11 protein-coding genes and 1 pseudogene are annotated in these 12,512 nt (G+C 42.4%); 8 read left to right on the top strand and 4 right to left on the bottom strand.

Annotated elements, in window-relative coordinates; all coding sequences use genetic code 11:
* Together L5M10_RS17730 and L5M10_RS17725 are read right to left on the bottom strand one after the other, a co-directional pair.
* Positions 1–142 (bottom strand): annotated as a pseudogene (locus L5M10_RS17730) (IS4 family transposase); the annotation flags it as partial.
* A 186-nt stretch (positions 143–328) separates the two neighbouring features.
* Positions 329–1,399 (bottom strand): type I restriction endonuclease, encoded by a 1,071-nt coding sequence (locus tag L5M10_RS17725; RefSeq protein WP_131525545.1) that lies wholly within the window; start codon positions 1,397–1,399, stop codon positions 329–331.
* A 430-nt stretch (positions 1,400–1,829) separates the two neighbouring features.
* Between L5M10_RS17725 and L5M10_RS17720 the strand changes: the two genes are divergently transcribed.
* The 7 genes from L5M10_RS17720 (at position 1,830) to L5M10_RS17690 (ending at position 8,987) form a co-directional block, all read left to right on the top strand.
* Complete coding sequence (locus L5M10_RS17720; RefSeq protein WP_219233724.1) at positions 1,830–2,312, top strand: low molecular weight protein-tyrosine-phosphatase; 483 nt, start codon at positions 1,830–1,832, stop codon at positions 2,310–2,312.
* Between the two features lie 69 nt (positions 2,313–2,381).
* Positions 2,382–2,678, top strand: coding sequence for a hypothetical protein (locus L5M10_RS17715; protein WP_028760210.1), 297 nt, complete (start codon positions 2,382–2,384; stop codon positions 2,676–2,678).
* Between the two features lie 297 nt (positions 2,679–2,975).
* On the top strand, positions 2,976–3,443 hold the full coding sequence (locus L5M10_RS17710) for a GNAT family N-acetyltransferase (protein ID WP_198572722.1): 468 nt from the start codon (positions 2,976–2,978) through the stop codon (positions 3,441–3,443).
* A gap of 981 nt (positions 3,444–4,424) precedes the next feature.
* Positions 4,425–5,741 carry a hypothetical protein gene (locus tag L5M10_RS17705; protein WP_263255678.1) on the top strand — a complete coding sequence of 439 codons (1,317 nt, stop codon included), beginning with the start codon at positions 4,425–4,427 and terminating at the stop codon, positions 5,739–5,741.
* 19 nt (positions 5,742–5,760) lie between these two features.
* Positions 5,761–6,291, top strand: coding sequence for a hypothetical protein (locus tag L5M10_RS17700; protein WP_263166465.1), 531 nt, complete (start codon positions 5,761–5,763; stop codon positions 6,289–6,291).
* Positions 6,288–8,276, top strand: coding sequence for a GMC family oxidoreductase (locus tag L5M10_RS17695; RefSeq protein ID WP_263255677.1), 1,989 nt, complete (start codon positions 6,288–6,290; stop codon positions 8,274–8,276). The genes L5M10_RS17700 and L5M10_RS17695 overlap by 4 nt, the downstream gene beginning before the upstream one ends.
* Positions 8,277–8,609: 333 nt before the next feature.
* Positions 8,610–8,987 (top strand): SH3 domain-containing protein, encoded by a 378-nt coding sequence (locus L5M10_RS17690; RefSeq protein ID WP_263144707.1) that lies wholly within the window; start codon positions 8,610–8,612, stop codon positions 8,985–8,987.
* Between the two features lie 303 nt (positions 8,988–9,290).
* On the opposite strand, the gene ylqF is transcribed toward L5M10_RS17690, so the two are convergent.
* Positions 9,291–10,232, bottom strand: coding sequence for a ribosome biogenesis GTPase YlqF (ylqF, locus tag L5M10_RS17685; RefSeq protein WP_011919190.1), 942 nt, complete (start codon positions 10,230–10,232; stop codon positions 9,291–9,293).
* 150 nt (positions 10,233–10,382) lie between these two features.
* The gene (locus L5M10_RS17680) at positions 10,383–11,222 is read right to left on the bottom strand and encodes an isopenicillin N synthase family dioxygenase (protein WP_263166461.1); all 840 of its coding nucleotides are present in this window, start codon (positions 11,220–11,222) and stop codon (positions 10,383–10,385) included.
* 372 nt (positions 11,223–11,594) lie between these two features.
* Between L5M10_RS17680 and L5M10_RS17675 the strand changes: the two genes are divergently transcribed.
* Positions 11,595–12,500 (top strand): bifunctional methionine sulfoxide reductase B/A protein, encoded by a 906-nt coding sequence (locus tag L5M10_RS17675; RefSeq protein WP_028760202.1) that lies wholly within the window; start codon positions 11,595–11,597, stop codon positions 12,498–12,500.
* Positions 12,501–12,512: the final 12 nt, after the last annotated feature.

The raw sequence follows: 12,512 nt of genomic DNA, 5'->3' as shown, positions 1-12,512 counted from the left end.
AATTTCGACCTAACTCAGTCAAGGTCAGTGTCTTACATTCAATCAGTGCCTTAGAGGCCAGCATCAAGCTGTTTAATCGTTTTAGGTGAAGTTCTGGGCAGTATTGGTGTAAAGAATGTTGTAGGATATTGGCTTCGCGCATCTTGTTGTCCAAGTGTAGTTTTTGGCGAAACCATTTGATCATGCAACAAGATGCGCTTCCACCCTAATTTGATGATTTATTTGTAAATCATCAGGGGATTCTTCAGAACTGAGTAGCCGTTCCTAGTAAATCAAATTGCGCATAAGTCTTTACGCTGAGTAATGCGCAATTGATATTTTGATAGTATTATTCGTAATAGGCGACTGTCGATAATAGTTGTTCACTGAAATTAAAAATATCATCTACAGAGTTAATAGGATGACGAGTTTCATTTTTATTTTCATCCACCAATCCTAGATACTTTTGTTTAGCATTGAAGTGTAAGCGGCATAAGGGTTTTCGGTTATTATCATCCAATAGTATGCCAAAGTAACTTTGGGTATCCCTTGCGATGATTCGATTAACTTCTATTTTTTGCCTCAATATAGCTTTTATCACATTGAAACCGTCAATTTCTTCTTCAGTAGTAACTACTTTAATTTTTTCATCATTGGATGGGATTGGGGTATCGATTAAATTTTTGTTTTCATCAGTTGGTTTATCATTGCCAATAGCGGATTTTAAACGTTCATTAATGCTGTCGTTGAGAAATTGTCTTAGTGCTTTATGAGTAATTTCAGCAAATTGATGTTTTACTTTAGGTGTAAGAACCCCATCATAAGCCCTTGAGGCAAAAAAGCGAATAAACTCTTCTTCAGGTTCTTTAAATTGCTCACTAATAATACGTTTTATCTGACTCAAGTATTTTAGTTCTCCTGCCGCGCTGACTATTGAGTTCACGTCGAACGAGTTTTTAGTCAGCTTTTTAACTTCAGGAATTAAGTGTTCATCAATATTTTCAAGATCTAAGATCAGAAATGGTTTTTCATCCATTTTGTTAGGAGCATCAAGATCGGTATAAAATTGATATTCAGTACCGTTTGTAAGAATAGCTAAGCGTGCGTTTGTGACAGAAAAATAACGAAATAGTTGTGACGCATGCTTTATGGACAGCTTTTCATTGTACTTTTTGCATTCAATAAGGATTTGCACTTCACCTTCCTTAATTAATGCGTAGTCAACTTTCTCACCTTTTTTACCTATAGTATCTGCCGTAAATTCTGGGACAACTTCGCTAGGATTAAAAACATCATATCCTAGAACTGTATGCAAAAATGGCATGACTAAGGCATTCTTAGTCGCTTCCTCAGTTTGAAGGCTATTAGCAATTTGAGGGATGCGTTTTGATAGAACATCGATTCGTTCAATAAAATCCATTTTACTTTTCCTCTTCTTGTACTTTGTGGTGTATTTTTTATTTGAGCGAGTATGCGGTGAACATTCAGTTTTATTTTAAACCGTACTCTGACATATAAACCTAGTCGATAAAAAATCCTTAGCAAGGAGGCTAATTTGTTTCTGTGCTGTTTATCGTATATTTTACGGGTTAGTTAAATTTTGTGCGTGCTTGGTATGTATATGGCTCAAGGGGAATATTTTAGCTGAGGTTACACCCTTAACTTTCGGATCGTAGCGCGCATTTTATTTTTGATAATGGTTTGGCGTAAGAGTATTTTGTATTTATAGGTTTAACATGTTGTATTTATAGGTAAATAATTAATGTATTAAGCTGCTTATCATATTAAGTTTACATCTAGATTTAAGCACATTAGATAAATTATTGATAATACTAAGCTATGAGGTATTCATGTTAAAAAATCAAAGTGTACGGCGAATATTGATGGTTTGTATGGGTAATATTTGTCGCTCACCGACGGCAGAGGCGGTTTGTCGTTTTAAGATTGCTGAGCGCAGGCTTAATATTGAGGTGGATTCGGCGGGTACTATTGGTTATCACCAAGGGGATAAGCCCGATAGCCGCGCTATTGAGGCTGGTAAAAAGCGGGGTTTTAGTTTCGAGGGCATGCGGGCGCGGCAGGTGGTGAATGCTGATTTTGAGCATTTTGATTTAATTCTAGCTGCGGATAATGCCAATTTGGCAGATCTGCTTAGCCGTTGTCCGGTTGAGTATCAACACAAGTTACAGTTAATGTTGTCCTATGCTGATACGCAAATAACGGAAGTACCAGATCCTTACTATGGCGGCGCACAGGGTTTTGAACTAGTGCTCGATCTCCTCGAGCAGAGTATGGAAGCTTTATTAGATCAATTGACCGAAAAGTTCCGTTGAGATGCGTATTTCCATTTACGGTTTGGGTTTTATGATAAGTTCGGGTAAATCCCCTTATGCGAGATGACGATGAAAGTAATGGATTCTGAAAACCGAGTATGGTTCCTTTTGGAGCATGAAGGTCGCTTGTACTTGAATGCAAATTGCAACATGAGTGCATTTGGCTATAGCTATATGATCCAGCTCAATGGTCAGGAACTGCAAAATTATGAAGGTGGTGGCCGCGAGTATCTAAATAATCTTGCTCACGATATTCATTATTCTGTTCCAATCGCAAAAGACACAACATCAATTTACAAAGGTCGTGAAGTTTCAAAACAGCTAGCTGGTTTAGCAACAGAAGCGATTAAAGCGTGGCGTGCTTAAAATCGGTTAACTCTAAAATGCCCAAAGCTTGTTTTAAAGTTTAAAATGCAAGTAGGGCGAATAAAGTTGTGGCTATAAAAAAGCTAATGTGATGAGGTTACTTTCAACCTAGAAGTCATGCCAGTCCGAACTTTCAATAAAGCCACAGTAAAGTACACATCATCATAAAGTCATTAATAGATATCAGTATAGTTTGACTACAAACATCAATGGTTGTGGGCTGCTTGCCTTACAAGGTTAAGTTGGTAAGATGTTGTTCATAAAGAAAATCAAATTGTTGTACATCTAAGGACATATATGGAAATTTCATTACTTGCCGATAATCCCTCTGCGATAGACACGGTAGCTAGTTGGTATTTCAACGAATGGTGCCAAGACAATGGTAGCTATACCAAGGAGGAAGTCGTTGAAAAAGTCTCTGCATCAATAAATCGAGATACCGCGCCTATTCTGATCATTGGAAAAGTAAATGGTGTTCTTGCTGGTTCAGCAGAGCTAAAAATTCGAGAAATGGACATATACCCAGAATTTGAATTTTGGCTTGGTGGTGTTTACGTCACTCAGCAGGCTAGGGGACAGGGTGTCGCCTCAAAACTTGTGAAAGAGATAATATCGCTAGCACATAAAATAGGTGTGAAAAAATTATATCTTCAAACAGAAGATTTAACTGGAGGTTTGTACTTACCTCATGGGTTTAAGCCTATAGAACAAGTGAATTATAAAGGTATAAATGTATTGGTTATGGGCACAAACATCGGTGAATAACAAGTTTGTGAAGGTACACTGCGGCTCAATTGTGGGAAGCAAGTGGAACGATATGATCATATTTCACAGGGCTACCTAAGTAGGTCAAAGCATGCCCAAATGGCATCATTTTTAATCTTAGAGTTTTCGTCAGTACAAGAAAATAGATTTCCTGTTTCAACAGTAAGAACAAGTTGTGTTCTGTTTCAGTCAAAGTGTTTATAAAGTCATTAGCAAGGCCATATAATCAGATGCTGAGTGACTCTTTACAGAATCTAATGATGAAAATGAGTCGAAATCTTCCAAACGTTAACAGATATTGTTGAATCAATGGCTACTAAATAAGAATAGGCCGCACGTGGTTGCGACCGATTTTACGATCGCTTAGTTAGTTCCTGTCCACGCTTGGTCCTTGCAGACTTCAGAGCAATGTTGAACTCTTGATATCACATTATGCTGTTACCGCTGTGTCGTGCGGCGAGCTTTTTTGCAAATAAAATAAACCTCCTGCCTCACGCTTGACAATAAGTGAAACGTAAACAATCTTTTAACATGGAACATTTTCAGAAGGTTACTTTTCTTTCTGCAGAATAGAATTATTTTCACTACGGGAACACAGGAGTGTTTAACCCTTCCACTGAGATAACTAGGTTTCATTTGAGGCGATCCTCAATGGATTATCTAGGCTCAAGGTATCGTGATAAAACGCAATCATGAAAAGGAATTTCAATGAAAGACGTTAATATTTATCCGTATCAATCAATCTGTTCAGACCTGCTCAGTAAGCCAGAGACTGCGATCAAAACAGCAAACTTCAATTTTAATATCCAAAACTATTTATTTGGATTTGGTTGAGGTCAAGTCTTGTACGCTATTTGTATTGTGACACCATGTCTGCAGTGGCGGGTGTTGTGAAAGCCCTGATTTTAAGTCGTTAAAGAAAGTGGAGTTGTAAACGTTTTAAGCATTGAATAAGTCCCAATAACAAGGAGAGTTAATTTCATGTCTATCAAAATTTTTAGCTATAGAGCGCTTTTTTTGTGTATGAGTGCTGCTGTGTATGCAGAAGCACCAGTAGAGACAAAAGCAGCTATAACGCTACCCACGTTAAGCCCTGTTATGCCGCTGGAAATTACAGCAAAACCCCCGTTCTCACTCGAAAGCCTGCAACATGATTTTGATGATTTTTCTTGGCAATCGTTTATTGCACTTAACTGGCCAGCAAATGCCGATGGCACACCCAATACTATGTCTACCATTGGGCAAAAAACTAACCAGCCAGTCGTGTGGCTGCATTGGAAGGAAAGCCGGGAGATTTTTTTACCCGATGGCGTAAAACCACCTGGGTGGGATCAGTCCAATAATGTGCCGGATGTTTGCAAAAGTATTGATCCAAAGTCCATTCCTGAAGGGACTATTTATTTAACGCAAGTAGGGAAGACCCCGAATGTGTTGGATGAAAGCGGTGAGCCTTTTACAACGGGTCCATTGATTGACCAAAACGGGCTTTATACCCGTTATGAAATATTAACCAATGAAACTATGTTCAATTTTATTTTGGACAATAACCTTTACAGCAAAAAAGGACAGAAACAGTTTAATGCCGATGTCGACTTTACCGCGAGCGACAGTAAAACCGGGCAGGTAGGTTCTATTATGCTTAAAGCCTCATGGATAAAAATGGGCGGCAAGTTTGATTCGACGAATTACTATACAACTTACGCGCTAGTTTATAACAATCCCGAAGAGCAACACGGGGTTAAGCCAGCTTGTGCGCTTGAGCAAGTCGGGTTAGTGGGGTTTCACATTGCTCACAAAACCACGGGTGAACCACAATGGATTTGGTCTACCTTTGAGCATGTCGCTAATGCGCCAACACAAGGTGAGTCAGCATCATTGTCGGCATATAATTTTTACGATGCTAAATGTACTGACTGCAAAGTGAATGAACCACCAGCACGCCCGTGGGATCCGGCAAACCCGCACACTAAACCAACTCAAGTGGAACGCGTCATTCCTATCACTGCCGATGCTAAAGCCTTAAATGCCAGTTATCACGCAGCACTCGACGCTGTAGTGCCGGGATCGGTATGGAAGAACTACGAATTGATCAGTACGCAATGGCCTACCGATGCCAAAAATCCCACCGATCCAACGGGCGTGCCTGCTCCCTCATTTTTAGCGAACACCACGCTCGAAACTTATATCCAAGGTTCGGTAAAGCAAACATCAAGCAGCTGTATGGCTTGTCACAATAATGCGGCAACCACTAACGGTAATTTTGCAGATTTCACTTACTTGCTGCAACGCGCGCAATAATTTACGAAAGGAACTCATTATGACTGATATTACAGGCGCGACTGCCGACACTATGAATAACTTTATTGGTTTGAGCGCGGTATTCACCGGCTTTGCTACCAGTATTATTGCCCCGACGTTGGATCCCGTGGATATTAAATCCGAATACTTAGCCGTGTTTACGCAAAAAATAACCGAAGAATCGAAGGACCCAACTTTAGTTACAACTATTCTGCAAAAATTTGCGGCGTTAAAAGCGCAGCAATTATCAGATCAACAAATTGGCACGCAAATGCTGGCGCCAGATAACGGGGCTAATTTTGTGTTGGCTTGTCGTAAATTAATTTTTATGTGGTACTCAGGTGCATGGCCAACCATTATTCCCGCGACGGATACAGAGCCGGAAACCACGGTTAGCGATATGATTTCGGCTAAAAGTTATACCACAGGTTTAGTCTGGCAAGTTATGCAGGCGCATCCGATGGGGGATTCAAATTATCGCTATGGCTATTGGGCAAAAGCACCCGCTGCACTGTCGGCATATACGGGTCATCAAGGAGGTGCAGTATGAGCACTCAAACCAATTACGATGTCATTATTGTGGGATCAGGTATTGCCGGCTCTATCATGGCTTATCAATTGGGGATGGCGGGGAAAAAAGTATTAATCCTCGAAGCAGGGCAGGAAGTGCCTGTTGACCGCAGTGGTTACATGGAAACCTTCTTTAAAGCCAATGCTAAAACACCTGAGTCACCTTATCCTCCAACCACGCAAAATCCAGCGGCATCGACGGCGGATAATCCACTCGGATTGCCTGATCCCGCGAAGGAGAATGTGCCGCGTTATACCGTGTTGCAAATTGGCGCATGGCGTAATCCAAAGCAATGTTATTTTGATTACACGCCGCAGCCTGAACATTTGAAACCTGACAGCCCTGAAGCAAAGTTTGCTTTTGCGAGTTCCTATGAGCGTATTGGCGGCGGCACAACTTGGCATTGGCTAGGAACCAGTTTGCATTTATTGCCTAATGATTTTGAGTTGCAAACCCAGTATAAGCAGGGCGTGGATTGGCCCGGTGGAAAACAATTTTACCAAGCGCTGGTTCCTTATTATGAACAGGCGACCAATGAGATTGGCGTCGCCGGTGACAAAGAGGCGATGGATCAGCTTTATCGCGGATTTAATGTTTCACCGGATGGTGTTTATGGGCCGAATTACGATTACCCAATGCCTGGCATTGTTTCATCTTTAGTCGATCAACAATATGAACAAGCGGTGAGCGATATGGTGTATGACAATATTCAATTGTCAGTCACGCCAACCCCCCAGGGGCGCAATTCATTACCGGGTGAACGCCGTCAATGTGCGGGAAATACGAATTGTATTCCTATTTGCCCTATTCAAGCCAAATATGATGCTACTGTGACGCTCGGGCGAGCATTGCAAACCGGTAATGTTGATGTGTTTTATCGTCATGTTGCGACAAATGTTCAAGTGGATGAAAATACAAAGGATGTTGTTGGTATTGATTATGTGACCTATCAAACTCACGGAGGAATAGCGACGGGCGGCGGTACCGTTACGGGTAAAAAATATGTGATTGCAGCTCACGCGATTGAGACGCCTAAATTATTGCTCATGTCTAAGCGTAATAAAGCCTGTCCGAACGGCGTCGCCAACCATAGCGATCAAGTGGGGCGTAATTTGATGGATCACATTATGTATTTGGCCTGGGGTCTGGCGAAAGATCCTGTCTATGGTTTTCGGGGGCCTTTATCTACTGCGGGTATCGAAAGTTTACGTGATGGCGCCTTTCGTAAAGACCGTGCCGCCTATCGTATTGAAATCGGCAATGAAGGTTGGCAGTGGGCAGCAAATGATCCATTCACGACCTTAGCTGATTTTGTATTTGGGCAAAATAATTCGCAATTAAATGGGGATTCTGTCAATCAGCAGGGGATTCCATTACGGTTTGATCCCGCCATGTCTGCGAATAGCGCCTTATTTGGTGCCTCACTGGTGAATACCTTGAATGGTATTTACACACGGCAAATTCGTATGGGCTATTTAATTGAACAATTACCTGATCCGGAAAACCGTGTCGAGTTGTCGGAGACGCTGAAAGATAACTTAGGTTTGCCGCGCCCCAAATTAACCTATCGTGTACGCGAGGATTATGTGCGCAATGCGTTCGTGTCGGCTAAAGATATTTCGACCAAACTCTTTGACGCCCTTGATGCGCGGGAATATACCAAGGCTCCGCCTGCGCCGGTATTTTATGGTGATAAGAGTCAAGTAACGTCGAATAATTTTGAATATCAGGGCCATAATTTTACGTTTTACGGTGCTGGACACATTGTGGGGACGTATCGAATGGGGGACTGCAGAGATACGTCGGTGGTGAATCCTCGTCAGCAATCTTGGGATCATAGCAATCTGTTTTTAGTCGGTAGCGGAGTGTTTCCAACAGTTGCAACGGGTAATCCAACCCTCACTTTGGCAGCATTGGCATTCCAGGCAGCAGATCATGTTTTGGAAGACCTTAAAATAAGTTAAAAAAGTTGTAATTATTCATTAGGTTGCTGTTAATTCCCATTGACAACCGCGTGCAAATTGGCGCGGTTTTTGGCTAACTGAATATACCTTCATATTACGCTAACTGGCATTTTCCTACTCATAATGCAGTTTATTGTCATCGTATTTAAAATCAAAATATTATAGTTTTTTATGCTGATAATTGGTTTGAAAACTGTGCATGCGTATGTTGTCGGATAGTATGTCTGATAGAAAACTGATAAGTTTCACTCAAACCGAGAGTTAATTGGGCGTGCTTTAATAAGCGAACAAAGTTAATTTTTACGAATATTTATCAAAAGGTTAGCTGAATACATGACTACTAAGAAATATATCGTTGTCAATCCACATGAAAGTGAGTTTCCTAACCCTATTACGTTCAAAAAAGGTGATCCTCTTACCGTTGGAGAAAAATATGCAGGTCCTGAAGGCTGGGATCTCTGGTTCCTTTGCACTACGCCAGGGCAAGATGCTGGTTGGGTTCCTGGTCAAGTGATTCAGCGCCTAAAAAATTCCAACGGGCTGGCGCTTGAGGACTATACGGCAAGAGAACTTAATGTGCATGAAGGGGGACAACTCATTGGCACACGAATGTTGAATGGCTGGGTATGGTGTATAAAAGCTGTCAGCGAAGAATCAGGGTGGGTACCATTAGAAAACTTGAAAGAAGTGGTAGATCTATCCCGCGACTAAAGCACCTTTGCCGTGTAGTCAAACCCAAGATGGCTCCTTGGTGTATTGTGCCAAGAGGATGATGACTGGCTGATATTGAGAGCTTATATCAGGCACGCAGAAGTCATTGGCGTAAAAGTGTTTTTTAACGCAAAAGTTCCGTTTTTGATAATAAAAAAGCCAGTATATTCAATATACTGGCTTTAACTTTAAACTTGATGAATGAGCGCCATAAGCTGGAATATAAAAGTCATCAGCGTCTTGTCTTTAATGTCTTTAACAAACTCTGCGCCTTAATATTCCAAATGCAGAGTGTCGGGCTGACTAGTCGTTATGACGTTTGCCTGAACGTTTAAGTCTCTCTGCTGCCAGTTTGGCTTCTTTCTCGGCTTCTTTTTCGGCCATGATACGGGCGACTTCAATCTTTTCAAGCTCTGCCATCGCAGGCGTTTCTAGCGAGAGTAAGCCTATTTTCCCCGAGCGATATTCATGCAGTAATAACTCTGATGCCTTGTGCATATCGATGCGACCACCGGGACGCAGCGCACCACGTTTGCGGCCGATTTCCTCGAGAAGTGCAACATCATCCTTTGGTAATTCACTTAAGTTATAGCGCTCACAAATCTCTTTTGGATAAGCGGTTAAGAAATACTTGGCGGCGAACAGGGCCACATCTTCATATTCCATCGCCGTATCTTTAATCGCGCCAGTGACGGCAAGGCGATAGCTGCTCGCTTCGTTATCCACTTTGGGCCACAAAATACCTGGGGTATCCGATAGCACGATACCGTTACGTAAATTGATCCGTTGCTGGGTTTTGGTTACCGCAGGTTCGTTACCGGTTTTGGCGATAACACGGCCAGCTAAGGTATTGATGATGGTAGATTTCCCAACGTTGGGTATTCCCATGATCATAGTGCGAATGTCTTTTTCGGTTTTATCGCGACTTGGTACTAGCTTACGGCAGAGATCAGGGATTTTTTTCACCATTGCTGCTTGCAGCGTTGTGATCGCCGTGGCTTTGACGCCTTGTTCACGCTCTAAGTATTCAATCCATTGTGCGGTGATCTCTGGATCGGCTAGATCAGATTTATTGAGCAGTTTGATACAAGGTTTGTCGCCTCGAAGCTGAGCCACCATGGGGTTTTCGCTACTGTAGGGAATACGCGCGTCCAGCACTTCAATAACAAGATCGACCTGAGGCATTGCCTCTTCAATCTCCTTGCGTGCCTTGTGCATATGCCCCGGATACCACTGAATTGCCATGATAACGCCTTGTCCTAAATAACTTAAAGAACGGCTATTCTACCTTGAAGGTGGCGAATGTCATAAAAAAAGCGCCCTAAGGCGCTTTAATCGCTTAATCCTTGACTGTCTCTTGCGATTGTTACTTGGATTAATAGGCTGAATTAAGGCTTAGATCACCCCGAGTTCGCGCAATCTTTCCATCAGATAACTGTCAGCGGTATAGCGATCCGATAGCACTACAGCAGGGTTTGGATGTAAAAATAACGGCAAAGAGATCCGTGACTTAGTTTTATCCGTACCTTCAGGATTGATGACGCGGTGTGACGTCGATGGGAAATAGCCGCCAGAGGCTTCCTGTAACATGTCACCGATATTGATAATAATGTTGCCAAAATCGCTTGGAACACCTAACCAAGTGCCATCTTTGGCTTTCACTTGCAATCCAGGCTCATTGGCAGCAGGTAACACTGTGATAAGGTTGATATCTTCATGTGCTGCGGCGCGAATGGCGCCCATTTCTTCACTGCCCGTCATCGGTGGGTAATGCAGAATACGCAGTAAGGTTTTTTGGCTATTGGCGATCATTTCTGGCAATGGTATCGAAAACTTGGCTTTTACGTCTTCTGGTGAGTAGGTTTCAATCCACTCTAAAAGTTCTGCGGCCAGTGCGTTGGCTTTATCGTAATAGGCGAGAATATTGGCACGCAGTGAATCGGGGATCCGGCCCCAAGGGTACACGTGGTAGTACTCTTTAATGTCTTTGACTGTGTTGCCTTTAGCGGTTTCAGAAATCGACGCAGGGAAGAAACCGTCGTGAGTTTCTTTTTTAAACATATAGTCGTTTTTGGCTTCTGAATTAAAAAAGGCTTGCCACTCGGTGTAGATGTCTTCAACTAAGCGCTTATCAATCGGATGATTAGATAAAACACCAAAGCCAGTTTCCCGAAGTGATTCAACGAATTGCTGGGCACTGTTTTCAGCGCGGTAATCAATGGTTTCTAATTTCATTTTGGTTTCTACTTGTTATATTTAGTTGTAATTTGACCCGCTGCAAGTGTAGCCGTGCGCTGATGTGGGTGCAAATACTCAGCGACTGTGATCTGGATCAACTGCCGTATTTTCCGTCATTTATGCAGTCGCTTATATGAGTACTTAATATGAGCACTTATATTAGTACTTACTTGAGTGGTAAGATTTTAGTCACCAAATCCGTTAGTATGGGCATTAGATTTGTTGTGATTGGATTGATGTCAGCCGCATTTTGAAGCCGAGTGCAAGAAATCTTACTTGGAGTGGGTCTTATGTTGGCTTCCTTATAAATCAGCTTCTTAATCAAAGAATATCGAAATACACAACGACGTGAGTCGAAAGGGCATTAATATGAATAAACTGACCGATTTTGAACGCTATGTTATCGAAGAGAAAGGCACTGAACGCCCCTTTAGTGGTGAGTATTATGAACACGATGCTAAGGGTTTGTATTTATGCAAAAAATGCCATGCCCCCTTGTATCGTTCTGAGCATAAATTTAATGCCCATTGTGGCTGGCCAGCCTTCGATGATGAAATTGCCGGCGCTGTAACCCGCCACATAGACGCCGACGGCCGCAGAACTGAAATTGTTTGTAGCCAGTGCGGCGGTCACTTGGGGCATGTCTTTGAAGGTGAAATGTTAACACCTAACAATATCCGTCACTGTGTTAACTCAGTTTCTATGGTTTTCAAAGGGATGGATAACGCTGTTGAACAAGCACCGAATCACTTTGCGACTTTTGGTGCAGGGTGTTTTTGGTGCGTCGAAGCGATTTTTAAAAGCCTAAAGGGCGTGGTGAATGTCACTTCAGGTTATGTCGGCGGCGAAGCCCATGATGCCGATTATAAATCTGTTTGCTCGGGCCAAACCGGCCATGCAGAGGTTGTGCATATCGAGTTCAACCCAGAGGAAATTGATTTTACGACGCTATTACAGGTCTTTTTTGAGAGCCATGATCCGACCACGCTTAATCGCCAAGGTAATGATAAGGGGCCACAATATCGCTCCGTGGTGTTTACCCATAATGCTGAGCAGATAGAGCAAACTACCGCTATGCTTGCTCAGTTAGCAGCAGCCAAGGTTTTTGATGCGCCGATAGTGACCCAGGTTTCAGCGTTTGATACTTTTTATCCCGCTGAAAATTATCACAACGACTACTTCGCTTTACACGGTGAGCAGCCCTATTGTCAGATGGTCGTGCGTCCTAAAGTGGAAAAAGTAAAAGCCTTGTTTGCAAGATTACAGAAGGCTTAAGCGATTTAGCAC

The organism is Shewanella sp. SM32, from assembly GCF_025654235.1.
GTDB classification, from domain to species: domain Bacteria; phylum Pseudomonadota; class Gammaproteobacteria; order Enterobacterales; family Shewanellaceae; genus Shewanella; species Shewanella oncorhynchi.
The sequence above is the reverse complement of the archived record's forward strand: the minus strand, read 5'-3'. Positions and strand labels throughout refer to the sequence as shown.

Excerpts from the sequence above, each read along its gene's own strand:
- L5M10_RS17725 (WP_131525545.1), bottom strand. The coding sequence starts at position 1,399 with ATGGATTTTATTGAACGAATCGATGTTCTATCAAAACGCATCCCTCAA.
- L5M10_RS17720 (WP_219233724.1), top strand. The coding sequence starts at position 1,830 with ATGTTAAAAAATCAAAGTGTACGGCGAATATTGATGGTTTGTATGGGT.
- L5M10_RS17715 (WP_028760210.1), top strand. The coding sequence starts at position 2,382 with ATGAAAGTAATGGATTCTGAAAACCGAGTATGGTTCCTTTTGGAGCAT.
- L5M10_RS17710 (WP_198572722.1), top strand. The coding sequence starts at position 2,976 with ATGGAAATTTCATTACTTGCCGATAATCCCTCTGCGATAGACACGGTA.
- L5M10_RS17705 (WP_263255678.1), top strand. The coding sequence starts at position 4,425 with ATGTCTATCAAAATTTTTAGCTATAGAGCGCTTTTTTTGTGTATGAGT.
- L5M10_RS17700 (WP_263166465.1), top strand. The coding sequence starts at position 5,761 with ATGACTGATATTACAGGCGCGACTGCCGACACTATGAATAACTTTATT.
- L5M10_RS17695 (WP_263255677.1), top strand. The coding sequence starts at position 6,288 with ATGAGCACTCAAACCAATTACGATGTCATTATTGTGGGATCAGGTATT.
- L5M10_RS17690 (WP_263144707.1), top strand. The coding sequence starts at position 8,610 with ATGACTACTAAGAAATATATCGTTGTCAATCCACATGAAAGTGAGTTT.
- ylqF (WP_011919190.1), bottom strand. The coding sequence starts at position 10,232 with ATGGCAATTCAGTGGTATCCGGGGCATATGCACAAGGCACGCAAGGAG.
- L5M10_RS17680 (WP_263166461.1), bottom strand. The coding sequence starts at position 11,222 with ATGAAATTAGAAACCATTGATTACCGCGCTGAAAACAGTGCCCAGCAA.
- L5M10_RS17675 (WP_028760202.1), top strand. The coding sequence starts at position 11,595 with ATGAATAAACTGACCGATTTTGAACGCTATGTTATCGAAGAGAAAGGC.